The sequence below is a fragment of the Pelomonas candidula genome (assembly GCF_043555985.1).
GTDB lineage: Bacteria > Pseudomonadota > Gammaproteobacteria > Burkholderiales > Burkholderiaceae_C > Pelomonas > Pelomonas candidula.
In genome coordinates this window covers 550490-575584 of sequence record NZ_JBIGIC010000001.1, presented here as the reverse complement: position 1 = coordinate 575584, position 25095 = coordinate 550490, and the positions used below count along the sequence as shown (strand labels likewise).

Sequence of the window (25095 nt, the reverse complement as noted above, 5' to 3'; positions counted from 1 at the left end):
GCGGTGCCGCTTGCAACTGTGGGGCCAAGCAGAATCGAGCCAGAGCCTATTCCATCATGCTGACCTTCAGAGGCATTTCCAGTGCAGCCGTCTTGCTGCTGGCGTCAATGATTCCCGTGATGACGACGGGTGCGCAAGCGGAAGGCGCGCTCAAGGTCGCCCGGCCCATCAAGAAGGCGCATGGGCCGGCTCAGCCACCGCGACCGCTGCCGGATTGCAGCTTCACCGAGAGCGAGGAGGCCACGCGGCACATGCAGCGCGTCAGACAGCCTGCTGACATGACCGAAGTCGTCCTGATCAGCTGCCCGCTCGATGACACAAGGTACCCGGATCAGAGCTATCTGCTCGACATCAGGTACGGTTCCGGCGAAGTGCTTCAGAAGCTGGTGGTGCAGTCGCCTCTCAGTACTGAGATGTTCAGCGCCAGTCTGCTCGACGCCACGGGTGACGGCTACCTCGATCTCATCGTCAGCACCGACATCGCTGGTGGCGGCCCCTATGTCGAGTTCGACCTCTACGTTTACGACCCCGAGGCCAAGAGCTTCCGGCGCGACCCTTCGTTTGCAGGAACGTCGGCGCCGGCCCTGGCCCGAACGAAAGGTTGCGTTGTGACCGAGTTCAGGGGCGGCCCGGGTGCGTATGTAGCCACCCGGTCTTGTTTCGACACCCAGTCGAATCAGTGGAGGTCGGTCGAGAGTTGCAGCGTTGTGCCCGACGTTGGCTGCCGAAAGCAGCTCACCCGCTAGACAGGCAGGCGGCGGCCGGCGCAACCGTCGACGATGTAGGAGGGTTCATGTTCGACCACGTCAAGTTCGGCGTCAGCGACTACAGCGCTAGCAGGGCGTTCTACCTGCAGGCCCTGGCGCCGCTGGGCGTGAAGGCCGGCGCCGAGGGCTCGCCTGCATACGGCATCGAGCTGTTCGTTGATGGCCACGTGTCGACGCTGTGCCTGTTCCAGACGGACGAGAAGCCGGCGCACCTGCACCTGGCCTTCGTGGCGCAGACGCGCGAGCAGGTCGATGCGTTCCACCGTGCGGCGCTGGCCGCGGGTGGCGCGGACAACGGGCCGCCGGGGCTGCGCCCGAATTACCACGCGAACTACTACGCGGCGTTCGTCACCGATCCGGACGGGCACAACATCGAGGCGGTGTGCCATGCACCCGGTGCCTGATCCGGCGCGGCCTAGCGCCGCAACTGTGCTGACTTGAACCGGCTGCCCTTCAGGGTCAGCGGGGTCGTCGCGCGGATGTCGTCGGAGCCGGCGCCGAGCTGCACTTCGTAAGTTCCCGGCGCGATCACCCATTCGCCGCTCGCCGCGTCGAAGGTGGCCAGCAGGCGGGGGTCGATCGTGACGGCGCTGGTGCCGGCCTGGCCCGGCTTCAGGCTCAGCTTGTCGAAGCCGGCCAGGCGCCGCGGTGCTTCCCAGCGGGCGCTCTGCGGCGCGCGGACGTAGACCTGGCCCACGGAGGAGCCGTCGCGGCTGCCGGCGTTGCGGGTCGAGAAGCTGACGGTCACCCGCGCGCCGGCCTGCCGGGCCTGGAGGCCGCCCAGCTCGAAGCGCGTGTACGACAGGCCGTGGCCGAAGGCGTACAGCGGCTTGTGGCCGTGCAGGTCGAACCACTTGTAGCCCACGGCCGCACCCTCGGTGTAGCGCACGGTGAACGGCGGGCCTTCCGACTTGCCGCCGATCTGCGAACGCACCAGTTGATCGGTGCCGGCGGGGAAGGTGATGGGCAGCCGGCCGGACGGATTCACCGCGCCGGTGAGGATGCGTGCGATGGCTTCTCCGCCGGCCTCGCCGGGGTAGAAGGCCGCGAGGATGGCCTTCACGTCCTTCTGCCAGGGCATGAGGACGGCGCCGCCGCTCTCGACGACGACGACCGCATTCGGGTTGGCCTTGGCGACCGAGGCGACGACGGCGTCCTGGGTGCCCTCCAGGCTCAGCGAGGCGTCCAGCGACTCGGCGGTCCACTGGTGCACGAAGACGATGGCGACGTCCGCCGCGGCCGCGGCCTGGGCCGCGGTGGTGGCATCGGTGCCGGCGTCGAACGTGAACTGCGTGTCCGGCAGCAGCTTCTGCAGGGCCTTCATCGGCGACGAGGGTTGCCACACCTGGGTCAGCCAGCCGCCCGGGCCGAGGCCGGGCACCGCGTTGCCGCCGATCGGCGTGACGGAGGCGGAGCCGCCGCCGGCCAGCACGGCCTTGTCGGCGTACGAGCCGATGAGGGCCACGCGCTTCGGCGTCGTCAGCGGCAGCATGCCGGCCTCGTTCTTCAGCAGCACCAGCGACTGCTCGGCCGCCGACAGCGAGACCTGCGCGTTGGCGGCGAAGTCGATGGGGCCGGCCTGGGCCGGGTGATCCATGACGCCCTTGTCGAACAGCGCCCACAGGATGCGGCGCACCATGTCGTCGACGCGGGCCAGCGGCACCGAGCCGTCCTCGACGGCATCCTTCAGCGGCCTGGCGAAGTAGGGCACCTTGTCGAACGGGAAGCCGGACTGCTGGTCCAGCCCGGCCGTGGCGGCGCGCACCGTGGAGTGCACGGCGCCCCAGTCGGACATGACGTAGCCCTTGTAGCCCCAGTCGCCCTTGAGCAGCCGGTTCTGCAGCCAGTCGTTCTCGCAGGCGTAGACGTCGTTGATGCGGTTGTACGAGCACATCACCGAGCCGGGGCTGGACTTCTCGATGGCCAGCTCGAACGCCAGCGCGTCGCTCTGGCGCAGCGCGGGCTCGGAGACCTGCGCGCTGACGATGTGGCGGCCGGTCTCCTGCGAGTTGATCAGGTAGTGCTTGATCGTCGAGACGATGTGGTTGGACTGCACGCCACGGATCAGCCCGGCGCTCATCTCGGCGGCAAGCAGCGGGTCTTCGCCGGTGTATTCGAAGTTGCGGCCGTTCTGCGGTTCGCGCGTGAGGTTGATGCCGCCGGCCAGCAGCACGTTGAAGCCCGACAGCCGCGCCTCCTGGCCGATCATCCTGCCGCCCGCCTCGGACACGCGCGGGTCCCAGCTCGCGGCCGTGGCCAGCGACGAGGGCAGGGACGTGCGCGGCATATTGGGGTTGCGCACGCCGATGGAGGCGTCGGCCTCGTGCTGGGCCGGGATGCCCAGGCGGGGGATGCCGGGCACGTAGCCGGCCGAGCCGGGGATGGCCGCTGCAACGACTTCCTTCACGTTGACGCCGGGGATCACGCTGCTGTCGATCTGCGCCAGCTGGTCGCCCGACGCATAGCCGAACACCAGCAGCAGCTTCTCGTCCAGCGTCATCGCCTTGAGCAGCAGCTCGGTGCGTTGCGCGGAGGTCCGTGTTTGGTCGGCCCAGGGCTGAGCGGTCGTCGGCGGCGCCGCAGCGCCGGTGGCAGCATGGCCCGCCGGGGCCGCGCAGAGCATGAGCGCCACAGCCGTGGCCACCAGGGATGCATTCATCGATTTCATGGCATGCGGCGCTTCCCCGCCGTGCTTGGAAGCGCTTTCAAAGAGGGCCGGCGGACTCTACCCGGCTGGCGGTACAGCGGCGCGTCAATCGGGGCCGCCGGAACTGCGCGTTTGCCCGGGGGTGAGGCGCTTCGGCCTCAAGCCGCCGGGCCTTGCCGCTCCACGCGCCCGTCCGCATGCCGCGCGAAGCGGGTGGGGTCGTCGCCATGCACCGGGGCCGCGTCGGGCCAGGGCCAGCCGCCGAACTGGGTGCGGCGGTAGTCCTCGAAGGCTTGCCGCAGTTCCTGCTCGGTGTTCATGACGAAGGGGCCGTACTGCGCCACCGGCTCGCCGATGGGGCGGCCCTGCAGCATCAGCAGCTCGGCGGGTTCGTCGCCGTTGACGAGCGTGACGGCGACACCCGCCTTCACCTCGATGCCCGAGCGCACCGGCACCGACTGGCCGTCGATGGTGAGCGTGCGGCCGGCGAAGAAGTAGAGCTTGCGGCGCGTGCCGTCGCCGAGGGCGGCGGGCAGCGTCCAGTGCGCGCCGGGCGCCAGGCGCAGCGTCCAGATGGCGACGTCGGCCTGCTCGTGCGAGGCCCAGGAGTCGGGCGGCGGGGCCAGCGGCTGCAGCGCGCCGTCGGGCGCGGGCAGGGCGCCGGCGATGCAGACGACCTCGGTCTCGCGGCCGGCGTCGTCGCTGAAGCGGTGGCGGGGGATGTCCTGGGCCCAGAACATCGTGAAGTGCGGCGCCACCATCTTGCTGTCGGCCGGCAGGTTGAGCCAGATCTGGAACAGCTCCAGCGGGTTAGGCTGGTCCTCGTGCAGCAGCGGGAACATCTCGGCGTGCACGATGCCCTTGCCGGCCGTCAGCCACTGCACGTCGCCGCCGCCGAAGCGCGCGCCGGCGCCGAGCGAGTCCGAGTGGTCGACGCGACCCTGGCGCACGATGGTCACGGTCTCGAAGCCGCGATGCGGGTGGGCGGGGAAGCCGGGCACCTGCTCGCCGTGGTACATGCTCCAGCCGGCCTGGCCGGAGAAGTCCGAGCCGATCTGGCGGCCGGCCAGCAGCGCGGGGTCGGGCCCGTGATGGCCGTTGCCGGGCGGGTAGGCGTCGTCGTGGTGGACGCAGAAGAGGAAGGGGTCGAGCGTGGCCCAGGGCATGGACAGCGGGGCGACCGAGAGGATGGTGGGCGTGGTCATGGGGAGGCTGGTCTGAACGCCCGCATCAGTGCGAGCAAAGCTGGGTGTGCCATTGCGCCGTGCGACCCTGGGGGTCGGGCTGGCCGTAGACGCTGAGCTTGACGCCCTGGGCGCGGGCCCAGCGCGCGAGCCAGGACGGCCCGAACCGGCCGCTGGCGCGCGCCGGCAGGCGGTAGGCCTCGTCACGCAAGGCCTCGTCCAGGGGAACGAAGCTGTAGCCCAGTTCGGTGAGCGTCGTCAGCGTGCGGTCGAGGGTGTCGGCGTTGAGTCGGCTCGCGTGGATCAGCAGGATCTGCGGGACCTGCCGGCCGAGCAGTTCCTGCGACATGGTTTCAAACACCTGCACGGACGCGCGCAGGTGGGCGTCGTAGTCATCGGCCACGGCCTGGCGACCCGGGTCGTCGCGCTGGGCGACCAGGTGGTCGTAGACGCAGGCGAAAACGTAGTCGTCGTGCTCCACCGTCATCGGCGCCACGGTGTAGCCGTGTGTGGCGAGAAAGGTCTCGAAGGCCTCCCGCTCCGCCTCGGTCCGGCCCGTCTGCGTGTAGGGGTGCCGGTAGTAGCGCAGCGGTGCGTGATGGGCCTCGGCGGCCCGGCGGGTGAGCACCTCGCCCTTCAGCACGGCCGCTTCGACATCTTCCAGGGACGACTGCCAGAGACCCAGATGGCCGAAGTTGTGATTGCCCAGTTCCATGCCGGCCGTCAGCCAGGCGTCGAGGATGGCGATGCCTTCGTCGACGTGGCCGGGAACCAGCAGGCGGTCTTCGTTGACAAAGCCCACCGCCTTGGCGCCGTGGCGCTTCAGGGCGGCCAGCAGCGCCTGGTTGAGCCGTGTGGTTTCGTCGGGGGTGATGGCCGTGGCAGATGCCGCGGGGACGTCGTCGATGGTGATGGCGATCCGCTTGCCGCCTCCTGCGGCGAAGGCGCTGCAGGCAAAGGCCAGCGAGAGCAGCGAGAGGAAGTACGAGACACGGGGCATGGGCTCACTTTAGGGCCAGCGCCGCGTCCGTCCGCCCGATGTTCGCGGCCTGCCGTAATCTCGGCGGCGGCACGCATGGCATCACTGCGCCACCAGCTCCACGCGCCGGTTCTTCGCCTTGCCCGTGTCGTCGCCGTTGCCCGCCACGGGCGCCAGCGAGGCCAGGCCCTTGGCCGTCAGCCGCTTGCCGTCGACCTTGTACGGCGCCGCCGTCAGCGCCGCGACGACGGCCTGCGCGCGGGCCAGGCTGAGCTTCTCGTTGGCCTCGAAGGCGCCGACGTTGTCGGTGTGGCCGACGATCCAGGCCTTCAGCGTGGGCTGGCTCTTCAGCAGCTCGGCCATCGCGTCGAGCTGGGGCTTGGACTCGGTCTTGAGCTCGGTCCTGCCGGTGTCGAAGAACAGGCCGGTCAGCGTGACGCGGCCTTCCGCGGCGAGGCCGGCCTGCAGCGCGGCGGGGTCCACCGTGACCTGGCCGGTGGCCATGGACTTGGGTTCGATGATCTCGAGGTAGGTCGCGACAAGGCCGGTCGAGGCGTTGGCGGCCAGCGAGTTGTAGAGCAGCACATGCGTTTCCTGCCCCGGCTTGCCCAGCGTGCCGACGAGCATGCGGCCGTCCTCGACGGACGTGGCCGAGGTGAGGCTGTAGCGGTTGCCGGTGGGGGTCTCGATATCGCCCCTGGCCCAGGTCATGCCCTTGTTGGGCTCGCTGGTCTTCCACCACGCGAAGTAGAGGTCGGCGCATTTGGCCTCGCACGCGAAGCGCTTCCTGAAGCCGGCAGCGGTGAGCGCCTGCTCGTAGTTGCGCCACACCTCCAGCGCCGACTTGCCGCGCGGCGCGATGTAGAGCGTGCGGGTGATCCTGCCTTCGAGGTTGATCGGCTCGCGGTACTGGCGCGCGTCGGCCTTGGACAGCTCGGCGCTGCCGGGCAGCTGGGCAGCGTCCCAGTTCGAGATGCGTTGGCCGGCCAGCCAGGAGCCGGTGAAGCGTTTGATGAGCGGGTGGTCCGTGGCGCCGGTGACGTCGGTGACGGGCTTGTCGGCGGCCGAGGCTGCGGTGGCGAAGGCGGCGGCCAGCAGCGTGGCGGCGAGGCGGGAGGTGGCTTTCATCGGTCAGCCGGATTGAAAAGTTATTGCAGCACCATCTCGACGCGGCGGTTCTTCGCTCGGCCGTCCTCGCTGGCGTTGGACGCCACCGGCGCGTAGCCGGCGTTGCCGTAGGCGGCCAGCCGGTTGGCGGCGATGCCGCGCTGCGTGAGCGCCGCGACGACGGCCTGCGCACGACCCTGGCTGAGCTTGACGTTGGCGTCCACGCTGCCGACGTTGTCGGTGTGGCCGACGATGAAGACCTTGGCCGCAGGCTGGGCCTTCAGCGCGGCCACCATCTGGTCCAGCTGCGCGTTGCTGTCGGGCTTGAGCTCGGTCTTGCCGGTGTCGAACAGGATGCCATTCAGTGTCACCTTGCCCTCGGCCTGCAGCCCCGACGCGATGGCCTTGGCGTCGACGGTGACCTGGCCCGTGGGCATGGCCTTGGGCTCGACGATCTCGATGTAGCTGGCGGCGCGGTCGGTGTACTCGTTGGCGGCCTGCGACGTGAAGACGAGGACCTGCAGCGTCGTGCCGCCGCGGCTCAGCGTGCCGGCCAGGATGTGGCCTTCCTCCCAGGTGATGGACATCGGAATGCCCCAGCGCGCGCCCTTGAAGTTGCTGCCTCTGACACCGACGAGGTAGCCCTTGGCCCAGTTCATGGACTTGCCGCGGTCCTCGTCAGTGATCGCGAAATAGGCGGGCGCGAGGCAGTCCTTGACCTCACACAGGAAGCGCGGCTTGAAGCCGGCGGCCATCAGGGCCTGCTGCTGGTTGCGGAACACTTCCAGCGGCGTCTTGCCTTCGGGGCTGAGGTAGAACAGCCGCGTGATCCTGCCTTCGAGCTGCACCGGGTCGGCGAACTTGTTGCGCTCGGTCTTGGAGGTGCCGCCGGCACCCGGCAGCACGGTGGCGGCCCAGTCCTGCTGGCCGTAGCCGACGAGCAGGCTGCCGGTGAAGCGGCTGATGACGGGGTGGTCGACGCCGCCTTTCACGTCGGCGGTGGGCATGCCTTCCATTGCGCGGGCAGCGGGTGCGGTGAGCGCCAGTGTCAGCAGGGCAGTGGGCAGGGCGAGGGTTCGCATCGTCATGGCGTGGGCTCCGTGAGGGGTTACTGGACGACCATCTCGACGCGCCGGTTCCTGGCCCGGCCGTCCTCGGCGGCGTTGGACGCCACGGGTGAGAAGTTGGCGATGCCGCGGGCCTGGAGGCGGCCGGCCGCAATGCCGCGTTGCGTGAGCGCCGCCACCACCGCCTTCGCGCGCCCCTCGCTGAGCGCGAGGTTGGCGTCGATGCTGCCGACGTTGTCGGTGTGGCCGACGATCAGCACCTTCAACGCCGGCTGGGCCTTCAGCACGGCGGCCATCTGGTCCAGCTGCGCGTTGCTGTCGGGCTTGATGTCGGTCTTGCCGGTGTCGAAGAACAGGCCGTAGAGGGCGATCTTCCCCTCGGCCTGCAGGCCGAGGCCGAGGGCCTTGGCGTCCACCGTGACCTGGCCGGTGGGCATGGCCTTGGGCTCGACGATCTCGATGTAGGTGGCGGCGCGGCCGGTGTGGGTGTTCTCCGCGACCGAGGTGTAGAGCAGCAGGTTCAGCGAACGGCCACCGCTGGCAAGCGCGCCCACCAGCATGCGGCCCTGCTCGTAGCTGATGGCGCCGGCCAGGCTCCAGCTGCTGCCGGCGTGTTCGCCGCCGGTGGCGGGCAGGTCACCCTCGGCCCAGCGCATGCCCTTCATGCGTTCGTACTTGTCGAGGGCGAAGTAGGCCTTGGCGCAGCCCTGGGCCTCGCTTTCGCACTGCCAGGTCACCTTGAAGCCGGCAGCGGCCAGCGCCTGCTGGTAGTTGCGGTAGACCTCCAGCGGACTCTTGCCCACGGGCGCCAGGTAGAACAGACGTGTCACCTTGCCTTCGATGTTCACCGGGCGGTTGAACTTGTCGTCGCTTTTGGACACGCCGCTGGCGTCCGGGAAGCTGCGTTGCTCCCAGTCCTGCTGCGCGTAGCCTGCAAGCACGCTGCCGGTGAAGCGCTTGAGGACGGGGTGGTCCGCGCTCCTGGCGACGTCGGCCTTGGGGGCTTCGGCCAGTGCCGTGGTGGCGAGCGAGAGAGAGGCGAGGAGGGCGAGAGCGGCGCGGGTAGGCGTCATGAGCTGCAGGGGGTGGGGTGGCGCGATGTTGACGCAGCCAACGCGCCGGCCCGTGGCGGGGCCGACCTGCAAACATGGGACACGGGCTGGTGAATCCGGCCGAATTGGTGACAAGGTCTGACGCGGCCCCTGGCCGCTGCCTTCAGACCAGCTCGCGCTCGGGGCTGCGGTAGTGATACCGATAGGCGAAGACGAAACCCATGCGCGCGTAGAGCCGCTGGGCGACGGCGTTGTCGCTGCCCACCTGCAGGTAGGCCTGCCGGGCGCCTTGTGCGTGCGCGAGGGCCAGCAGCGCGCGGCACAGGCGCTCGCCGTGGCCTTGCCGGGGCACGGCCGACGCGATGTCGTAGAGGCCGACGAGGTCGCCGTCGACGACCATCTGGCCGCAGGCCAGCACCGCGCCGGCCGCGTCGTTCAGCGCGAAGCCCTGGTAGGTGACTGGCGCATTAGCGATGCGCTCGGCGTGCGCCGCGATGGCCGTGTCGGATGATCCGCGCAGTGCGCCGACGAGGGCGGCGTAGGCCGGGGCGTCCAGCGCCTGGAGCGTGACCGGTGCGGGCTCGGGCACGAGGCGGTCCAGCAGCATCACGTCGGCCGCGTCGAACGCGCCCCAGCCCTTGGCGGCGAGGCGGGCGTCCAGGTCGGCCGGCTGGCTCCAGGGCGTCACGCGCACGGCCAGCGGCAGGCCGGCGGCGTCGTAGGCCTGCTGGCAGCGGGCCAGCAGATCGTCCAGCGGCACCGTGCCCTGGCGCAGCGCGTTGATGCAGCGCGAGCGCTTGGCCTTGCCAGGCGACAGGCGGATCAGCCAGCCGTCGATGTTTGCTTCCTGTGGTGGCGCGGAGGCGTCCAGGCCGGCGAGTTCGGCGCGGAGGGCTAACTCTGGCTTTGGGACGCTGCTGCGAATGTCAGTCATCGGTAGCTGCGAACTCAAACTCTCTGTCCGAGCGATCGCATGGCAGATTTGGCATGCACACCGTCAACCTAAATTTCGCGCGCAAAGCAGGGCCATCTTGTTCGACCCTGACGACGCAGCTCACGTGATGGCCGTCAGACATCGACAGTCTCTCCCCCGGTTTTACAAGCAAGTTCCCATCGTTCGCAGCAATCGGAACATCACGCTCCTGGCCGGCGGCGTCGGAAACGATCCTTTTTCTTCTAGGAAAGGCAGGATCCGGTACGTCGAAATAGACGCGCAACTCTGTGCGCGATGGCCTGTCCATCTGTGCAATGCCGCAGAAGTGGACGAGTTGTGCCGCGTGTGCGGCCGACGCAATGCCGCATGTCAGACCCAGTACGGCTAATCGCGACCAGCAGGTCAAGCCAATGGGTTTCACCGCATCGTCTCGATCCGCCTCACCATCTCCTTGGCGAAGTCGATGAAGGCCTGCGCGCCCTTGGAGCTGGGGTCGAACACGACGCCCGGCAGCCCGTAGCTGGGCGCCTCGGCCAGGCGCACGTTGCGCGGGATGACCGAGTCGAAGACCTTGTTGCCGAAGTGGGCCTTGAGCTGGTCGCTGACCTGCTGCTGCAGCGTGATGCGCGGGTCGAACATGACGCGCAGCAGGCCGATGATCTCCAGGTCGGCGTTCAGGTTGGCGTGGATCTGCTTGATGGTGTTGACCAGGTCCGTCAGGCCCTCCAGCGCGAAGTACTCGCACTGCATCGGCACGATGACGCCATGCGCGCTGCACAGGCCGTTCAGCGTCAGCATGGACAGCGACGGCGGGCAGTCGATGAGGACGAAGTCGTAGTCCTTGCCGGCCTCGGCCAGCGCGGCCTTCAGTCGGGCCTCGCGGCGCTCCAGCGCCACCAGGTCCACCTCGGCGCCCGCCAGTTCGCGGTTGGCGCCCAGCACGTCGTAGCCCGCCTTGTCGGCATGGGCCTTGGCCTCGGCGATGGAGGCGGACTCCAGCAGCACGTCGTAGACGGTCAGCTCCAGCTTGCGCTTGTCGATGCCGGAGCCCATGGTCGCGTTGCCCTGCGGGTCCAGGTCGACGACGAGGACGCGCTGGCCGATCTGCGCCAGGCCGGCGGCGAGGTTGACGGTGGTGGTGGTCTTGCCGACGCCACCCTTCTGGTTGGCGATGCAGAAAATCTTGGCCATGGCGAGGGTCCCGGGAACAACCGGCATCGTACCGGGCGGAAGGCGGGCCAGCCCTGGGGCTCGACCCGCGAAAGTGCGTCAGTCAGGGCTCAGCGCGGCCGCATCCAGACGATGCAGCGCTGGGCATCCAGGCCGGGCACGGCCAGTTGTTCCACGTGAAACACATCCACGTCGGCCGGCAGCGCGGCGATCTCGTCGGCCGGATGCTGGCCCTTCATGGCCATCCAGACGGCACCTTCGGCGAGGTGCTGGCGGGTCAGCGTGGTGAAGTCGACCAGTGACGCGAAGGCGCGCGACGTGATGACGCCGAACGGCTCAGTGGCCAGCTGCTCTACGCGGCTGTGCACGCCATGCAGGTTGGGCAGCTTCAGTTCGGCCGCCACCTGCTGGATGAAGGTGGCCTTCTTGGCGACGGCGTCCACGCAGCTCACGTCGGTATCGGGGCAGCAGATGGCGATGACGACGCCCGGCAGGCCGCCGCCGGCGCCGACGTCCATCAGCCGGGCCGGTGCGCCGTGGCGCTTCAGCGGCGCGATGACGGAGAGGCTGTCCACCAGGTGGTGGCTCAGCATCTGCGCCGGGTCACGCACGGCCGTCAGGTTGTAGACCTTGTTCCATTTCTGCAGCAGGGCCAGGTAGGCCAGCAGCTGGTCGACCTGGGAGTCACTGAGTTCGAGGCCGAGTTCGCGGGCGGCGCTTCCGAGCGTCTCCCTCATGCCGCTTCCGCCTCGGTGAAGCCCTTGAACTTGCCCTTCTTCAGGTGCACCAGCAGCAGCGATATCGCGGCCGGCGTGATGCCGGAGATGCGCGAGGCCTGGCCCAATGTCTCGGGGCGGTGCTTGTTCAACTTCTGGCGGGCCTCGAAGGAGAGCGCGTGGACCAGGCTGTAGTCCAGCTCTTCCGGCAGCTTCAGGTGCTCGAAGTGGGCAGCACGGGCGACGTCGTCGACCTGCTTGTTGATGTAGCCGGCGTACTTGGTGCTGATCTCGACCTGTTCGGTGACGAGGGCCGCCAGTTCAGCGCCCAGCTCGGTGTTCAAGGTTTCACGTGAAACACCGGCGTCAGGTCGGGCAATCGCGGCGACCTCGGCGACCGTGTCGAACACGACACCCGGCCGGCGCAGCAGGTCGGCCAGGTTGTACTCACGCTCCAGCGCCTTGCCGACCAGCCGCTCGGCATCCGCCGCCGGCAACACGCCGGGGTGAACCCACGTGCTCTTGAGCTTCTCGGTTTCACGTGAAACAGCGTCGCGCTTGCGGTTGAAGGCGGCCCAGCGTTCGTCGTCCACCAGGCCCAGCTGGCGGCCGACCTCGGTCAGGCGCAGGTCGGCGTTGTCCTCGCGCAGCTGCAGCCGGAACTCGGCGCGGCTGGTGAACATCCGGTAGGGCTCGGTGACGCCCTTGGTGATGAGGTCGTCCACCAGCACGCCCAGGTAGGCCTGGTCGCGCGCGGGCGTCCACGGGCCGTCGCCGCGGACTTGCAGCGCCGCGTTCAGGCCGGCGAACAGGCCTTGGGCCGCGGCCTCCTCGTAGCCAGTCGTGCCGTTGATCTGTCCGGCAAAGAACAGCCCCTGGATGACCTTGGTCTCGAACGACGCCTTCAGCCCGCGCGGGTCGAAGTAGTCGTACTCGATGGCGTAGCCGGGGCGCAGGATGTCGGCGTTCTCCAGGCCGGGGATGCTGCGCACGGCGGCGAGCTGGATGTCGAAGGGCAGGGAGGTGGAGATGCCGTTCGGGTAGAACTCGTGCGTCGTCAGGCCCTCGGGCTCCAGGAAGATCTGGTGCGAGTCCTTGTCGGCGAAGCGGTTGACCTTGTCCTCGATGCTGGGGCAGTAGCGCGGGCCCACGCCCTCGATGACGCCGGTGAACATCGGGCTGCGGTCGAAGCCGCTGCGGATGATCTCGTGGGTCTTCAGGTTGGTGTGCGTGATCCAGCACGGCACCTGCTGCGGGTGCATCTCCCGGTTGCCGATGAAGCTGAACACGGGCACCGGCTCCAGGTCACCGGGCTGGGCCTCGCACTTCGAGAAGTCGATCGTGCGGCCGTCGATGCGCGGCGGCGTGCCGGTCTTGAGCCGGCCCTGCGGCAGCTTCAGCTCCTTCAGCCGGGCCGACAGGCTCACGGCCGGCGGGTCACCGGCGCGGCCGGCGCTGTAGTTCTGCAGGCCGACGTGGATGCGGCCGTCCAGGAAGGTGCCGGCCGTCAGCACGACGGCGCGCGCGCGGAACTGGATGCCGGCCTGCGTGACGGCGCCGACGACGCGGTCGCCCTCGACCATCAGGTCGTCCACCGCCTGCTGGAACAGCATCAGGTTGGGCTGGTTCTCCAGCCGGCGACGGATGGCAGCCTTGTAGAGGATGCGGTCGGCCTGGGCGCGGGTGGCGCGCACGGCCGGACCCTTGGAACCGTTGAGGATGCGGAACTGGATGCCACCTTCATCGGTGGCCAGCGCCATCGCGCCGCCCAGCGCGTCGACCTCCTTGACGAGGTGGCCCTTGCCGATGCCGCCGATGCTCGGGTTGCAGCTCATCTGGCCCAGGGTCTCGATGTTGTGGGTCAGCAGGAGTGTGGCCGCACCCATGCGCGCGGCGGCCAGCGCCGCCTCGGTGCCGGCATGGCCGCCGCCGACGACGATGACATCGAATTCCTTGGGGTAGAGCATCTGTTTCCTGCAAGAGCGATCGCTTGGGCAGGGCGCCCAGGCGAACCGCGAATTTTACGAAGTGGCTGTGGATAAGTCACCCGCCGGATTTCTCGGGCAGGGAGAATGCCGGCCTGCACGATGGCCGTCGTGCAGGCCTTCATCACGAGGTCTCTGCATGACACGCTCCCGCCCCGCTTTCCCGTCAGCATTCGCGCTGCTGCTCGCCGGCGCACTCGCCATCACGGCCCACGCCCAACCGGCCGCGCCCGCAGCGTCCGCGCCGCAGGCCGAGGCGGGCGATCCTCCGGGCAGCGGGCCGTTCCCGGCCTTGAAGGAGGAAACCGTCTCGTTGCCCGATCACGTCGTCTACCGTCCCGCAAGGCTGGACGGCGTGAAGCCGCGGCAGCTCGGGCTCTACGTGTTCGGCAATGGTGCCTGCTCCGACGATGGCGCCATGGCGCGCTTGCACCTGCTGGAGATCGCCTCACACGGCTACGTGGCGATTGCGCTCGGCCGCATCCACGTCGGCCCGGGTGCCGCAGCGCCGGCACAGCCCGCCGCGCCGCGCCAGCTCGACGCGCAGGGCCGCCCCATCATGGCGGCGCTGCCCACGAGCTACACCGGCATGCTGGCGGCCATCGACTGGGCCACGGCGCAGAACGCCGACCCGAAGAGCCCCTACTTCGGCAAGTTCGACGAGCGGGCGGTGGCCGCGTCCGGCTACAGCTGCGGCGGCATCCAGGCGCTGCGCATTGCTGGCGATCCGCGTGTGCGCACGGTGGTGGTCATGAACAGCGGCCTCTTCAGGCCGGGCACCGGCTTCAACGTCCCCGAGATGGATGTGCCCAAGTCCCATCTCGATGTACTGCACACGCCGACGCTCTACATCCTTGGCGGCCCGAGCGACATCGCCTATGACAACGGCATGGACGATTTCGCCCGCATCAACCACGTGCCGGTGGCCATGGCCAACCTGCTGGGTGTCGGCCACGGCGGCACCTACGGGCAGCCCAACGGCGGCAAGGCGGCAACCGCCGTCGTCGCCTGGCTGGATTGGCAGCTGCGCGGCGACCGGCAGGCCGCCCGCGCCTTCGTCGGCGCGCAGTGCGGCCTGTGCACCGACCCGGCTTGGGAGCTGCGCAAGAAGAAGATCGACTGACCGGGCCAGCCCCAGCAGCGCTGAGGGCGCTCGTCCGCCACGACAATCCGGCCATGGACTGCCGCCCCCATTGCGCCGCCTGCTGCATCGCCCCATCGATCAGCTCGCCCATCCCGGGCCACCCGCAAGGCAAGCCCGCAGGCGTGCGCTGCGTGCAGCTCGACGATGAACTGCGCTGCCGCATCTTCGGCCGGCCTGAGCGCCCGGCCGTCTGCGGCTCGCTGCCGCCGCACGAGGAGATGTGCGGCGACAGCCGCGAGCAGGCGATGCGTTGGCTGGGCTGGATGGAGCAGCAGACGGCGCCGTCTCAGGCCTCCGGCAGCAGCTGAACGGCCCGGCCGCGGCCGAAGCTCGCCCGCCATGCCTCGAAGCGCGGGTGGTCCCAGTACTTGTCGAAGAAGTAGTGCAGCACCGTGTTGGCCAGCGGCTCGACGAACGTGACCGCACCGGCCACCGCGATGCTGCCGGTCAGCGCATAGGTCACCGTGAACGAGGTGCCCAGGTGCATGACGCCGAAGCTGAGAGTCTTGGCCATGGTGGCTATCGCTTGAGTGAATCGAATAGCTGGATGCTAATGATTCTCATCGCCGCCGGCCAATCGCTTGCGGCTATCCCGGCGATGGGTGCCGGTGGGCCTAGCGGCTCGTGCCCGGCCCGGTGACCTTCCCGGTGACGGGCTGCTTCGTCTCCAGGTCCTCGATCCAGACCTCGCAGGCATCGGCGGCGATGCGGCCGTTGACGGTGTAGCGCCTGCCTTCCACGGGCGTGAAGCTCACCTCGCCGACCGTGCGGCAACTCGGGTTCGACATGGACACCACGGGCGAGGCGTACTGCACCGCGGCCTGCAGCCGCACCCTGGTTTCGCGCAGCGGCAGCTCGTTGGTCAGCGAGACCGGCGTCACCGTCATGCCGCTGCCCTTGCCGGCCCGCGTGCTGGCCGTGCTGCTGCTGGCGAGGCGCCGGCCGTCGACCTGCGTGATCTCGAAGACGTGCAGCCGCTGCGGGCTGACGACGACGACCTGGTCGGCCACGTTGGCCGTCGCGCCGGTGTAGTCCGGCGGCGTGGCGGGTTGGAAGGCTTGGAAGCTGCCGCAGCCGGACAGCAGCAGCGCCGTGGCGGCCAGGGAGACGATGCGTTTCATGGGCCGCGCAGCTTACCGCGCGACCGCTGCCCGCATGGACCGCGCCACGTAAAGCAAAGCAAGGGCCGCCATGGCGAAGCCGACAACCACGCCCGGCAGCACCTGGCTCCAGCGCAGCACCTCGCCCTTGAGCACTTGCAGCATCAGCGTGTTCTGCGCCAGGCCCGGCACCCATAGGTACCAGGGTGCGTCGCCGCCGGGGTTCAGCAGGCTGACCATGGGCGTCAGGCTGATGGCCGTGACGACCAGCGTGCTGCCGGCCTGCGCCTCCTTGAAGGTCTTGGAGCGGATGGCCAGCGCCATCAGCAGCGCCGACAGGCCGGCGGCCAGCGGGAACTGCAGCAGCCAGAAGGCCAGCACCTCGCCCATGCCGAACTGGAACTGCGCCTGCAGCACATCGCTCTTCAGCAGCCACTGCGCCGGGATGAAGCTCAGCGACGACAGCAGCGCCACCACCAGGCCCAGCAGCGCGACGGCACCCCACTTGCCGACGACGATGGCGCCGTGCGGGGCCGGGTTCATCAGCAGCGGCTCCAGCGAGCCGCGCTCGCGCTCGCCGGCGGTGCTGTCCAGCGCGGCGGTCAGTGCGCCGTAGAGCACGGCCATGACGATGAACATCGGGATCATGCTGGTCAGCCGCGTGGCGCGGGCCTGCACGCTGGCGAGGTCGCGCTCCTCGATGTCGACCGGCTGCAGCAGCGAGATGGACACACCGCGCATCGCCAGGCTCAGCGACGCCCGCTCGTTGTTGAAGCCCTGCAGCAGGCGCTGGATGGGGCCGACGCCCGCGCCGGCGCGCTGGTTGGCGCTGTCGCTGACGATCTCCACCGTCGGCGCCTCGCCCTTGAGCAGCTTGGCCTCGAAGTCGGCCGGCACCACCAGCACCGGCTCCAGCAGCGTCGTCGCGCGCAGCCGGGCCTCGTAGTCCTTGGGCGCCTCCTTGACCGTGTAGGTCTGCCGCTCGATGAAGTTCTGCAGCGTCGGCGCCTGCGCCATGCCCACGACCAGGATCTCGCGGCGGTCCGCGCGTTCCTCCAGCGACGCGATCAGGCTGGACAGCGCGGCCAGCAGCAGCGGCCCCATCATCAGCGCGGGGATGAGGATGCGCAGCAGCGTGCGACGGTCGCGCAGCGCGTCGGCGAGTTCCTTCGCAAAAACGATCCAGGTCTGAGTCATGTCAGCCCCTCGTCCGATGAGTACATCGGCCGATCCCCCGAGGGGATGCGGGCCGGCTTGGGAGCGGCCCGGCGCTCGGCCCGCGTATGGCCAGTCGTGTATTTCATGGTGTGACCTCTTCAGGGAATGCGAGCTTCACGAAGGCGTCCTCGAAGCGGGACGCCTGGGCCTGTTCCAGCAGTGCCGGCACGCTGCCCCGCGCCACGCTGCGGCCTTTGGAGACGACGACCACCTCGTCACACAGCTGCTCCACCTCCTGCATGATGTGCGTGGAGAAGACGATGCATTTGCCGCCGCCCTCGGGGCTGCGCAGCCAGCGCAGCGCCTCGCGCAGGCCGCGCGTGGCCAGCACGTCCAGGCCGTTGGTGGGTTCGTCCAGCACGATGTTGGCGGGGTCGTGCACCAGCGCGCGCGCCAACGCCGTCTTCATGCGCTCGCCCTGGCTGAAACCGTCGGCGCGGCGGTCCAGGATGGCCTGCATCTCCAGCAGCTTGCCCAGCTCCGTGGCGCGTGCGTTGGCCGTGTCGGCATCCATGCCCTGCAGGCGGCCGAAGTAGACGATGTTCTCGCGCGCCGACAGCCGCGGGTACAGCCCGTGCGCGTCGCCGAGGATGCCCATGCGGGCCAAAGCCTTCAGTGACTCGTCCTTCACGACGATGCCGTCGACGGCGATGTGACCTGCGTCCGGCGGGAACAGCCCGGCCAGCATGCGCAGCGTGGTCGTCTTGCCGGCCCCGTTGGCGCCCAGCAGGCCCGTGATGCGGCCGTCGCCGGCCTGCAGCGTCACGCCCTGCACGGCCTGCACGACGCGCTTGGTGCCGCGCTTGAACAGGCCCGCACCGGTGCGGCTGGTGAACTGCTTGTGAACGTCCTGGATCTCGATCATGGCGTGGCCTCCTGCTGCACGGGCTGGAAGGCGGTCGGGCGGGGGATGCGGGTCGCGCAGCCGGCGTCCTGCGGCAGCGCCGCGGCGTCCGTCTTGGCGTCGATGAAGCGGAACATGACGTCGCGCATGCAGCCGATGGCCATCACGCCGTGGCCCGACTCGGGCACGACGACATGCTGCACGCGCTCCGGGTGGCCGCTGGCCAGGGCCTTCGCCACATGCTCGCCGTGGCGCGGCGGCGTGACGGGGTCGGCGCCGCCGCTGAGCACGAGCACGGGGCTGGGCGCGGGCGGCAGCGTGTAGAACGCCGCCGGCACCTCGCCCTGGGGCCAGGTCTTGCAGACGCGGGCGTAGAGCTCGGCGTCCAGCCGGCCGTAGTCCGCGCCGGGCCGGTCGGTGGCCTGCGGCAGGCGCGGGTAGTCTTCCGCGCAGATGACGGAGAAGTGCATGCCCGTCGCCAGCTGCACGCCCTTGCCGCCGCCGAACGCCGACGTGAGGCCGAACAGGCTTTCGAAGCGGCCCTCGGTGGCAGCCGCGTGCAGCGCGGCCGGCAGCGCTGCGGCCAGCGACGGCTGGTACAGCGGTGCACGCACGGCGCGCAGCAGCAGGTCGCGGTCAACGGTGAAGTGCTCGGGCTTGCCCGTCAGTGGGTGCGCCACCGTGACGGCGCGGGGCAGCGAGGCCAGCAGCGCCTGCCAGTCGGCGCGCAGCTGCGGGTGGGTCTTGGCGTTGGCGTCGAAGAGCTTTTCCAGCGCGGCCTGCGTGTCCGGCGAGAAGCTGGCGGGCAGCACCATGTCCGGCGGCGCCACGCCGTCGATGACAGTGCGGCGCACCTTGGTCGGGAACTGGCGCAGGTACTCCAGCGCGGCGCGCGTGCCGTAGCTGCCGCCGATGAGGTTCCACTGCGGCACGCCCAGTTGTTCGCGCACGGCGTCCATGTCCTGCATCGCGATCGTCGTCGTGAAGAAGCGCAGGCCGCCGTCGCGCCCGTAGGGCAGCGTCTCCAGCGCCGCGCGGCAGGTGTCCAGCCGCTTCATCTGCGCGGCGGTGTCGAGCTGCTCGGTGTCGGCCGGCTTCTTGTCCTCGTGGCATTCCAGCGGCGCCGACTTGCCGGTGCCGCGCTGGTCGATGAAGACGATGTCGCGTCGGTTGTTCAGCCGTGACAGCCGCGGCAGCACGCGCGCGGCGATGCCGATGGCGCTCTGGCCGGGGCCGCCGGCCAGCATCAGCACGGCGTCGGGCTGCTTGTTGCGCGCCATCGCCGGTACGACGAGGTAGTGCACGTCGATCTTCACGCCGTCCGGCCGCGCCGGGTCCAGCGGGCGCTGCGCGCTGCCGCACAGCAGCTCGTTGGGGATGCCGTCGATGCGGCAGGGCTTGAGGGGCGGCGAGGCGGCCAGCGCTGGCCAGGCCAGCAGGGACGTTGCCGCGAACAGGGCGAGGCGGCCCAGGGTGCGCATGCGTGAACTCTCGGAAGCTGCGGTGGGCGGCAGTATGCGGGCCGCCGCTGCGGGCGGTCCGGCTCCTCGGTTGGATGGCGGGTTGCGGGGCGCGAATGGCACCGGCCGCGGATGGCCGGTGTTCAGTGGCCCGCCAGCACGCCCACCATGACCAGCGTCATCACGCCCAGGCTGATGAGCCCCCAGTGCAGCACCGCCAGCAGTCCGGCCCGCAGCAGCGTCGTCATCCAGCCGGCCGCGTGCACCCGCTTCAGCGCCACGACGGGGTAGAGGTTGGACCACAGCCAGGCCGCGAAGACCACGCCGCTCCAGGGCAGCAGCACCGCCACCAGCAGCATGCCGTACCAGGCCGCGTGCAGGTGCATCGCGAACACGAAGTGCGCGCCATAGGGCTGGCGCCAGAACAGCAGCTTCAGCAGGCCGGCGAAGAAGGGGAGCGAGCACAGCACCGCGTAGGGCGCCAGCCCCAGCATCGTGGCGCCCATTGCGCGCACGGCGTCTTTGGGGTCGGCGCGCCAGCGCGCCTCGGCGTGGTGGACGCGCTCCTGCAGGCTCTGCGGCAGCCTGGCCGCCAGCTCCGGGCTGAGGATGCGGGCCTCGACGTCGGCCTTCGCGATGCGGGCCCTGGCCGTGTCGAGCTTGGCCGCAGCCCGGGCGGCCGTCGACGAGGCGGCAGCGGAGGCCGCTGCTGGTGCAGAGGCCGGCGCGGTCACCCCGGTGATCTGTTCGTCGACCTCCCGCTCCAGCCCCAGCGTCTGCGTGCTGCCGGGCATGAGCTTGAGCGCGAGGAAGAACAGCAACCCCAGCGTCAGCAGCAGGCGCAACGGCAGCACGTAGCGCTGCTTGCGGCCGGCGAGGTACTCCCGCGTCAGGAAGCCGGGCTTGGCCATCAGGCCCCACAGGCTCTTCCACAGCGTGCCCTCGACGGCGATGTAGTGGCTGACGAACTCGTGCACGAACTCGAACAGCGACGGCGGGTGGTTGGCCGTGTCCTGGCCGCACTGGCTGCAGAAACGGGCGTCGGGCGCCAGCACCGTGTCGCAGTTCAGGCAGCGCCCCGTGTGGCCATGCCGCCCGTGCTTGCTGCTGCCCGCGGCCAGCCCCGCCAGCTCGGCCGAGGCCGCCACGGCGGCGGTGCCACCAGTCAGGCCGTTCAAGCCCGCGTCGTCCATGTTCGCTCCCTCCCTGCGTCGGTCATGCGGCCACCGGCGCCAGCGGCCGGGGCGGGGTCATCGCTGGCGCGGAGTTTGCCGCAGGTGTTGGCGCAGGCCATCGGTGTTCACGTGGCTGGGTGGTTGTCGCCGGGAACAGGCGCTGGCAGGTGTGTGCGTGGCAGTGCGTGGCAACGGCCTGGCGGCCAGCCTGGGCGCATGCTCAAATGTTTTGGCGTAAATCGTCAACGATCTGCCTAAAGCGCGTTAGAACGCATACAACAAAGGGAGTATCAATGCCTGGAACTCAATACACGGGGAAGGCCGGCCACCTAGCGGTAATGGGTGAGTTCTGCTTGCGCGGCTACAACGCTGCAATGCCAGAGATCGACAAAGGCGATGATGTCTTCGTAGTCAACGACGCCACGGGTGCAATGTGGCGTCTACAGGTGAAGACTTCGCTTGGTCGAACACAAGCAACCTCGCGCGCGTATCAGTTTCGGGTGCGGGAGACTGCGATTCAGAATGCACAGACGCCGGAACTTCACTTTGTGTTCGTCATGCGCAAGGGGCGTGTTTGGCACTTCTTGCTCATGGATCGGCCGGTTCTCAGAGCCTACGTGCGGAACAATCACCTGGGGACACCGGCCGGCGACTACCGGCAACTCAATATGGTGCTCCACGACGACGGTCGCCTCATTTGTTCCGGCGTAGATCTCCAGAACCATCTCGAAGACTGGGCTACATGGCCTCGCCTGTAGCGATGCACCCTAACCCGCAGCTGCAGCCGGTGCCTAACGGCGCGGAAGAACGCAATCGTTAGACGTCAGAAAATATGCGTCCGTCGACCGATACCCGCCTTATCCGCTGCCTCGATGGCCTAGCGATGTCGTTCGCGGTCATCGACTACCTTCACGCCGATTTGCATCCACTCTGCTCGACATTGCAGTCGTCGCCAGAGAGGCTGCCGGTCGCGTTCGAACGCTGCTGGTCGTTCGTTGATGCAGTACATCGCATACGCGAGATTGCGCAGTCCATTCCAGGCCTGAGCGTCAAGACGACAGAAGTGCGAATTTTCCTTGATGCCACGTCGCTTGCAGAGGATTTTCGGCACTACATCCAGCACCTTCGCAAGGAACTGATGAAGCAGCCGGGCAACAACTTTCCGGTCTGGGGCTCGCTGTCCTGGATCGCCCCTGATGATCCAATGCTTAACCACACGGTATTGGCTGGTGCGCAGATCGGGGAGACGACATACAACGGTTGTGTGTTCGATGTGGTGAATCGAACATGGGTTAGCAAAGTGGCGTTGTCTGTTGGGGGCCGCACGTTCAATTTCGACTTGATGCACGAGGCGTGTGCTCGTTTCCGGACGTTCGTTCTTCCATGGATCGGTACAACATACACGGCTGGCATCCAGGTACAGACGCAATCGCCGGTGGTTTCTATGCGCCTCAATTTGACAGGGGGCGATGACGTCCCACCCTGCAATGACTCGGGCAGCCAAGAGCCGGCCGCCCGTCTGGAACGTTGAGCCGCAAACTGATCGTGCTTGTCTTACTTCAACGCGGCAGGCTGTTGCGAAGGCGATGAACCCCAGCCAATCCAGACTCAGGACGTTGGGGTTCGCAAGCTCAGCCCAGCCTGCGCCCTGTGCTGCAACGCCGGCAGCCAGTCGCTGCCGGCCTTCCCAACGGCGTCTCCGCGGTGAAAGGCTCCGCGCGCAGACACTCGACGAGACGCGTGACCGCTGCCTGCTGACCGATGAACAGCATGCCGAGATCGGCGCCTGGGTCAGCCAGGCGCGCACCCCGAGGCCATCCTGGCCATGCCCGAAGGGTTGTGGCGCACGCTGGAGCTGGCCAGCGTGTGATGGACGTGGACGCCAACCTGCGGCGCGAGCCGCTGATGTCGGACGGCTAGGCCCTGTTTGCATCGCGGCAGCGGGCGACGACCTGGCGCGCCAGCGCCGCGGTGGCATCCACCACCGGCAGGCCGCAGGCGGCCGTGTCCAGCACCAGGGGGATCTCCGTGCAGCCCAGCACCAGCACGTCGGCACCGCGCTGCGCCAATGCCCGCGCTGCAGCGGCCAGCAACGCCTGGCCATCGGGCAGGCGGCCTGCTTTCACGGCTTCGATGCCCGGCATGACCAGCTCCAACATCTCACCGGCCGTGGGCAGCAGCCAGTTCGGCGGCGGCGCGTCGGGCAGGCGGCGGTTGATGTACAGGCCCGAGGCGATCGTCGCGTCCGTCGCCAACAGGCCCATGCGGGCGTCGGAGCCGGCCAGGTCCAGCGCCTCGCGCAGTGCAGCGTCCACCAGGTGCAGCATGGGCAGCTGCAGTTGCTGCTGTACGTCGTCGAACCACAGATGGGCGGTGTTGCAGGGCATGACGATCAGGTCCGCGCCCGCCGACTGCAGACGCCGCCCGCACGCGACGATGGCATCCAGCGGCGAATCGCCGTCGCCCCGAAAGGCTGCCGTGCGGTCCGGGATCTGCGGCAGGCTGCACACGATCATCGGCACGTGATCCTGGTCGCGCGCGGCGGGCGTGGCTTCCAGCACCTTGCGCATGAAGTCGATGGTGGCCAGCGGGCCCATGCCGCCGAGAACGCCGACGGTGTCCATGCTCACACGGACGGCTTGTCCGACAAGGCCTTGAGGTTGTCGCGCAGATCCTTGCTCATCGGCGCATTCAGGTTGATGCCGCGCGGCGGGATGGGCGACAGGAACCACTTCTTGTACAGCGCCTCGAACTCGCCGTTCTTCATCATCGTCGCCACGGTGTCGTCCACCAGCTTCTTGAATGCCGGGTCGTCCTTGCGCAGCATGATGGCGTAGGGCTCCACCTGCAGCGGATCGCCCACGATGGCCAGTGCGGCAGGGTCGGGCGCGCTGGCGCGCAGGCCGAACAGCAGGATGTCGTCCATGCCGAAACCATCGGCGCGGCTTTGTTCCACCAGCAGCGCCGCCTCGGCATGGTCCTTGGCGCCCAGCAGCTCGAAGCCGGCTTCTTCCTCGGCATTGAACCGGCGGAGCACCAGCATGTTGGTGGTGCCGGTGGTGGACACGACCTTCTTGCCCTTCAGGTCGCCGAAGCCATGCACCGGTGAGCCCGCCTTCACCAGCAGCCGCGTGCCGGTGTAGAAGTAGTTGATCGAGAACGCGACCTGCTTGCCGCGGCTGCTGTTGTTGGTGGTGGAGCCGCACTCGATGTCGATGGTGCCGTTCAACAGCAGCGGGATGCGGTTGGCCGACGTGACGGCCTGCGTGGCCACGTGCAGGTCCGCGCGGCCCGTGGCCTTCTTCACCTGCTCCACCACCTTGGCGCAGATATCCCAGCCGAAGCCCGTGGGCTTGGCGTCGGCGCCGAGGTAGGAGAACGGGATGGACGAGTCACGGTAGGCCACGGTGAAGGTGCCGGACGCCTTCACCTTGTCCAGCGTGCCGGGCTCGGCATGGGCGCCGTGTGTGGTGCAGGCGAGGAGGGCAGCAGCGTAGGCGACGAGTTTCATGGCGTTCTCGGGTGTGTGGATCGGATGCATTGAATGCTAGGAAAACGACTCCGCGCCGTGCATCGCATTTGACCGCCACTTCATAAGCTGGACTAATGAAGTCGCCATGAGGATCAAACACGTCGAAGTCTTCCACGCCGTCATGCTGACGGGCAGCGTCGGTGCCGCGGCCAAGCTGCTGCACGTGACCCAGCCTGCCATCACGCAGACGCTGCAGCATGCCGAGCTGCAGCTGGGCTACGCCCTGTTCACCCGCCAGAAGCGCCGGCTCGTGCCCACGCGCGAGGCCCAGGCCCTGTACCCGGAGGTGCAGGCACTGATGCTGCAGCTGGAGTCGCTGCGCCGCATGGCCGCGGCCTTGCGCGAGGGCCAGGACAGCCCGTTCCGCATCCTCATCGTGCCGTCGCTGGCCGTGCGTGCGCTGCCGGACGCGCTGCGCATCTTCCGCAAGGTGCATGCCGGCATGGAGGTTTCGGTGCGCTCGCTGCACTCCAACGACATCGCCCGCGCGATGGCCTTGCAGGAGGCCGACGTCGGCATCGTCTACGGCAAGTTGTCCCACCCGGCGCTGCAGGACGAGCTGGTGGCCACCGGCCGGTTGGTGTGCGTCTCCGCCCGCAAGACGCGCGCCGACAAGCGCACGACGGTGACGCTGCAGGAGGTGTTGCGCGAGCCCTTCATCCGCATCGACGAGCGCGACCCGCTGGGCGCCGTGCTGGCCGACCATTGGTCACGGCTGGGCCTGACCGCCAAGGCCGGCATGACGGTGCAGACGCATCACATCGCCATGGTCATGGCCGAGCAAGGCTTCGGCCCTGCCATCATCGACTCATTCACGGCGCAGGCCGCCACGGGCGAGGGGCTGCAGGTGCGCATGCTGCTGCCCGAGGTGCCGGTGGAGGTGCGCGCCGTGCAGCCGCAGGGCCTGCGCTCGCCCCGGCCGGTGGCGGATTTCATCGCCGCCTTTCGGCAGGTGATCTCGAACGCCTGATGAGCGGCGTATGTTGCAATGCGCTTTAGGGGCCTTGCGGCCTT

Annotated in this window: 25 protein-coding genes; 7 read left to right on the top strand and 18 right to left on the bottom strand. The window is 68.8% G+C overall.

The window, feature by feature from the left end; all coding sequences use genetic code 11:
• The first annotated feature begins 56 nt into the window (after positions 1–56).
• A complete protein-coding gene (locus ACG04R_RS02760) occupies positions 57–746 on the top strand; it encodes an XAC2610-related protein (RefSeq protein ID WP_394406284.1) in 690 nt (229 codons plus the stop codon).
• A gap of 47 nt (positions 747–793) precedes the next feature.
• Complete coding sequence (locus ACG04R_RS02755) at positions 794–1171, top strand: VOC family protein (RefSeq protein WP_394406282.1); 378 nt, start codon at positions 794–796, stop codon at positions 1169–1171.
• Between the two features lie 11 nt (positions 1172–1182).
• Here ACG04R_RS02755 and ACG04R_RS02750 read toward each other — a convergent pair whose 3' ends face one another.
• The 10 genes from ACG04R_RS02750 to mnmG all read right to left on the bottom strand — a co-directional run bounded on the left by ACG04R_RS02750 (position 1183) and on the right by mnmG (position 13590).
• On the bottom strand, positions 1183–3426 hold the full coding sequence (locus ACG04R_RS02750; RefSeq protein WP_394406281.1) for a beta-glucosidase family protein: 2244 nt from the start codon (positions 3424–3426) through the stop codon (positions 1183–1185).
• 146 nt (positions 3427–3572) lie between these two features.
• Entirely contained in the window at positions 3573–4619 is a 1047-nt protein-coding gene (locus ACG04R_RS02745; protein WP_394406279.1) for a pirin family protein, read from the bottom strand.
• Positions 4620–4644: 25 nt separating this feature from the next.
• Complete coding sequence (locus ACG04R_RS02740; RefSeq protein WP_394406278.1) at positions 4645–5598, bottom strand: polysaccharide deacetylase family protein; 954 nt, start codon at positions 5596–5598, stop codon at positions 4645–4647.
• An 81-nt stretch (positions 5599–5679) separates the two neighbouring features.
• Entirely contained in the window at positions 5680–6705 is a 1026-nt protein-coding gene (locus ACG04R_RS02735; protein WP_394406276.1) for an OmpA family protein, read from the bottom strand.
• Positions 6706–6725: 20 nt separating this feature from the next.
• Positions 6726–7772 carry an OmpA family protein gene (locus ACG04R_RS02730; protein WP_394406274.1) on the bottom strand — a complete coding sequence of 349 codons (1047 nt, stop codon included), beginning with the start codon at positions 7770–7772 and terminating at the stop codon, positions 6726–6728.
• Positions 7773–7792: 20 nt separating this feature from the next.
• The gene (locus ACG04R_RS02725) at positions 7793–8824 is read right to left on the bottom strand and encodes an OmpA family protein (RefSeq protein WP_394406272.1); all 1032 of its coding nucleotides are present in this window, start codon (positions 8822–8824) and stop codon (positions 7793–7795) included.
• A gap of 142 nt (positions 8825–8966) precedes the next feature.
• On the bottom strand, positions 8967–9737 hold the full coding sequence (locus tag ACG04R_RS02720) for a GNAT family N-acetyltransferase (protein WP_394406270.1): 771 nt from the start codon (positions 9735–9737) through the stop codon (positions 8967–8969).
• A 417-nt stretch (positions 9738–10154) separates the two neighbouring features.
• The gene (locus ACG04R_RS02715) at positions 10155–10928 is read right to left on the bottom strand and encodes a ParA family protein (RefSeq protein WP_394406269.1); all 774 of its coding nucleotides are present in this window, start codon (positions 10926–10928) and stop codon (positions 10155–10157) included.
• 89 nt (positions 10929–11017) lie between these two features.
• The gene (rsmG, locus tag ACG04R_RS02710; protein ID WP_394406267.1) at positions 11018–11644 is read right to left on the bottom strand and encodes a 16S rRNA (guanine(527)-N(7))-methyltransferase RsmG; all 627 of its coding nucleotides are present in this window, start codon (positions 11642–11644) and stop codon (positions 11018–11020) included.
• On the bottom strand, positions 11641–13590 hold the full coding sequence (gene mnmG, locus ACG04R_RS02705) for a tRNA uridine-5-carboxymethylaminomethyl(34) synthesis enzyme MnmG (RefSeq protein ID WP_394406265.1): 1950 nt from the start codon (positions 13588–13590) through the stop codon (positions 11641–11643). Before mnmG ends, rsmG begins: the two co-directional genes overlap by 4 nt.
• Before the next feature lie 157 nt (positions 13591–13747).
• On the opposite strand from mnmG, the gene ACG04R_RS02700 reads away from it, so the two are divergent.
• Entirely contained in the window at positions 13748–14731 is a 984-nt protein-coding gene (locus ACG04R_RS02700; protein WP_394406264.1) for an alpha/beta hydrolase, read from the top strand.
• A gap of 53 nt (positions 14732–14784) precedes the next feature.
• On the top strand, positions 14785–15060 hold the full coding sequence (locus ACG04R_RS02695; protein ID WP_394406262.1) for a YkgJ family cysteine cluster protein: 276 nt from the start codon (positions 14785–14787) through the stop codon (positions 15058–15060).
• On the opposite strand, the gene ACG04R_RS02690 is transcribed toward ACG04R_RS02695, so the two are convergent.
• The 6 genes from ACG04R_RS02690 to ACG04R_RS02665 all read right to left on the bottom strand — a co-directional run bounded on the left by ACG04R_RS02690 (position 15039) and on the right by ACG04R_RS02665 (position 20567).
• The gene (locus tag ACG04R_RS02690) at positions 15039–15266 is read right to left on the bottom strand and encodes a DUF2061 domain-containing protein (protein WP_394406260.1); all 228 of its coding nucleotides are present in this window, start codon (positions 15264–15266) and stop codon (positions 15039–15041) included. The two genes, ACG04R_RS02695 and ACG04R_RS02690, sit on opposite strands and share 22 nt — an antisense overlap.
• 100 nt (positions 15267–15366) lie before the next feature.
• Positions 15367–15873, bottom strand: coding sequence for a metal ABC transporter substrate-binding protein (locus ACG04R_RS02685; RefSeq protein ID WP_394406258.1), 507 nt, complete (start codon positions 15871–15873; stop codon positions 15367–15369).
• A gap of 12 nt (positions 15874–15885) precedes the next feature.
• A complete protein-coding gene (locus ACG04R_RS02680; RefSeq protein WP_394406257.1) occupies positions 15886–17049 on the bottom strand; it encodes an ABC transporter permease in 1164 nt (387 codons plus the stop codon).
• A gap of 103 nt (positions 17050–17152) precedes the next feature.
• Positions 17153–17935, bottom strand: coding sequence for an ABC transporter ATP-binding protein (locus ACG04R_RS02675; RefSeq protein WP_394406256.1), 783 nt, complete (start codon positions 17933–17935; stop codon positions 17153–17155).
• On the bottom strand, positions 17932–19395 hold the full coding sequence (locus tag ACG04R_RS02670; protein WP_394406254.1) for an alpha/beta hydrolase: 1464 nt from the start codon (positions 19393–19395) through the stop codon (positions 17932–17934). Before ACG04R_RS02670 ends, ACG04R_RS02675 begins: the two co-directional genes overlap by 4 nt.
• A gap of 122 nt (positions 19396–19517) precedes the next feature.
• The gene (locus tag ACG04R_RS02665) at positions 19518–20567 is read right to left on the bottom strand and encodes a DUF3667 domain-containing protein (RefSeq protein WP_394406252.1); all 1050 of its coding nucleotides are present in this window, start codon (positions 20565–20567) and stop codon (positions 19518–19520) included.
• 335 nt (positions 20568–20902) lie between these two features.
• On the opposite strand from ACG04R_RS02665, the gene ACG04R_RS02660 reads away from it, so the two are divergent.
• A complete protein-coding gene (locus ACG04R_RS02660; RefSeq protein ID WP_394406250.1) occupies positions 20903–21307 on the top strand; it encodes a hypothetical protein in 405 nt (134 codons plus the stop codon).
• A 74-nt stretch (positions 21308–21381) separates the two neighbouring features.
• Positions 21382–22080: a hypothetical protein gene (locus ACG04R_RS02655; RefSeq protein WP_394406249.1), complete on the top strand. Its 699-nt coding sequence runs from the start codon at positions 21382–21384 to the stop codon at positions 22078–22080.
• 385 nt (positions 22081–22465) lie between these two features.
• Here ACG04R_RS02655 and cuyB read toward each other — a convergent pair whose 3' ends face one another.
• Both cuyB and ACG04R_RS02645 read right to left on the bottom strand, forming a co-directional pair.
• A complete protein-coding gene (gene cuyB / locus ACG04R_RS02650; protein WP_394406488.1) occupies positions 22466–23173 on the bottom strand; it encodes a cysteate racemase in 708 nt (235 codons plus the stop codon).
• A 2-nt stretch (positions 23174–23175) separates the two neighbouring features.
• Complete coding sequence (locus ACG04R_RS02645) at positions 23176–24060, bottom strand: amino acid ABC transporter substrate-binding protein (RefSeq protein WP_394406247.1); 885 nt, start codon at positions 24058–24060, stop codon at positions 23176–23178.
• A gap of 106 nt (positions 24061–24166) precedes the next feature.
• On the opposite strand from ACG04R_RS02645, the gene ACG04R_RS02640 reads away from it, so the two are divergent.
• Entirely contained in the window at positions 24167–25051 is an 885-nt protein-coding gene (locus ACG04R_RS02640; protein WP_394406245.1) for a LysR family transcriptional regulator, read from the top strand.
• The last annotated feature ends 44 nt before the right edge of the window (positions 25052–25095 follow it).

Bases quoted from the DNA above. Each gene is read 5' to 3' on its own strand.
- ACG04R_RS02760 (WP_394406284.1), top strand. From the start codon at position 57: ATGCTGACCTTCAGAGGCATTTCCAGTGCAGCCGTCTTGCTGCTGGCG.
- ACG04R_RS02755 (WP_394406282.1), top strand. From the start codon at position 794: ATGTTCGACCACGTCAAGTTCGGCGTCAGCGACTACAGCGCTAGCAGG.
- ACG04R_RS02750 (WP_394406281.1), bottom strand. From the start codon at position 3,426: ATGAATGCATCCCTGGTGGCCACGGCTGTGGCGCTCATGCTCTGCGCG.
- ACG04R_RS02745 (WP_394406279.1), bottom strand. From the start codon at position 4,619: ATGACCACGCCCACCATCCTCTCGGTCGCCCCGCTGTCCATGCCCTGG.
- ACG04R_RS02740 (WP_394406278.1), bottom strand. From the start codon at position 5,598: ATGCCCCGTGTCTCGTACTTCCTCTCGCTGCTCTCGCTGGCCTTTGCC.
- ACG04R_RS02735 (WP_394406276.1), bottom strand. From the start codon at position 6,705: ATGAAAGCCACCTCCCGCCTCGCCGCCACGCTGCTGGCCGCCGCCTTC.
- ACG04R_RS02730 (WP_394406274.1), bottom strand. From the start codon at position 7,772: ATGACGATGCGAACCCTCGCCCTGCCCACTGCCCTGCTGACACTGGCG.
- ACG04R_RS02725 (WP_394406272.1), bottom strand. From the start codon at position 8,824: ATGACGCCTACCCGCGCCGCTCTCGCCCTCCTCGCCTCTCTCTCGCTC.
- ACG04R_RS02720 (WP_394406270.1), bottom strand. From the start codon at position 9,737: ATGACTGACATTCGCAGCAGCGTCCCAAAGCCAGAGTTAGCCCTCCGC.
- ACG04R_RS02715 (WP_394406269.1), bottom strand. From the start codon at position 10,928: ATGGCCAAGATTTTCTGCATCGCCAACCAGAAGGGTGGCGTCGGCAAG.
- rsmG (WP_394406267.1), bottom strand. From the start codon at position 11,644: ATGAGGGAGACGCTCGGAAGCGCCGCCCGCGAACTCGGCCTCGAACTC.
- mnmG (WP_394406265.1), bottom strand. From the start codon at position 13,590: ATGCTCTACCCCAAGGAATTCGATGTCATCGTCGTCGGCGGCGGCCAT.
- ACG04R_RS02700 (WP_394406264.1), top strand. From the start codon at position 13,748: ATGACACGCTCCCGCCCCGCTTTCCCGTCAGCATTCGCGCTGCTGCTC.
- ACG04R_RS02695 (WP_394406262.1), top strand. From the start codon at position 14,785: ATGGACTGCCGCCCCCATTGCGCCGCCTGCTGCATCGCCCCATCGATC.
- ACG04R_RS02690 (WP_394406260.1), bottom strand. From the start codon at position 15,266: ATGGCCAAGACTCTCAGCTTCGGCGTCATGCACCTGGGCACCTCGTTC.
- ACG04R_RS02685 (WP_394406258.1), bottom strand. From the start codon at position 15,873: ATGAAACGCATCGTCTCCCTGGCCGCCACGGCGCTGCTGCTGTCCGGC.
- ACG04R_RS02680 (WP_394406257.1), bottom strand. From the start codon at position 17,049: ATGACTCAGACCTGGATCGTTTTTGCGAAGGAACTCGCCGACGCGCTG.
- ACG04R_RS02675 (WP_394406256.1), bottom strand. From the start codon at position 17,935: ATGATCGAGATCCAGGACGTTCACAAGCAGTTCACCAGCCGCACCGGT.
- ACG04R_RS02670 (WP_394406254.1), bottom strand. From the start codon at position 19,395: ATGCGCACCCTGGGCCGCCTCGCCCTGTTCGCGGCAACGTCCCTGCTG.
- ACG04R_RS02665 (WP_394406252.1), bottom strand. From the start codon at position 20,567: ATGGACGACGCGGGCTTGAACGGCCTGACTGGTGGCACCGCCGCCGTG.
- ACG04R_RS02655 (WP_394406249.1), top strand. From the start codon at position 21,382: ATGCGTCCGTCGACCGATACCCGCCTTATCCGCTGCCTCGATGGCCTA.
- cuyB (WP_394406488.1), bottom strand. From the start codon at position 23,173: ATGGACACCGTCGGCGTTCTCGGCGGCATGGGCCCGCTGGCCACCATC.
- ACG04R_RS02645 (WP_394406247.1), bottom strand. From the start codon at position 24,060: ATGAAACTCGTCGCCTACGCTGCTGCCCTCCTCGCCTGCACCACACAC.
- ACG04R_RS02640 (WP_394406245.1), top strand. From the start codon at position 24,167: ATGAGGATCAAACACGTCGAAGTCTTCCACGCCGTCATGCTGACGGGC.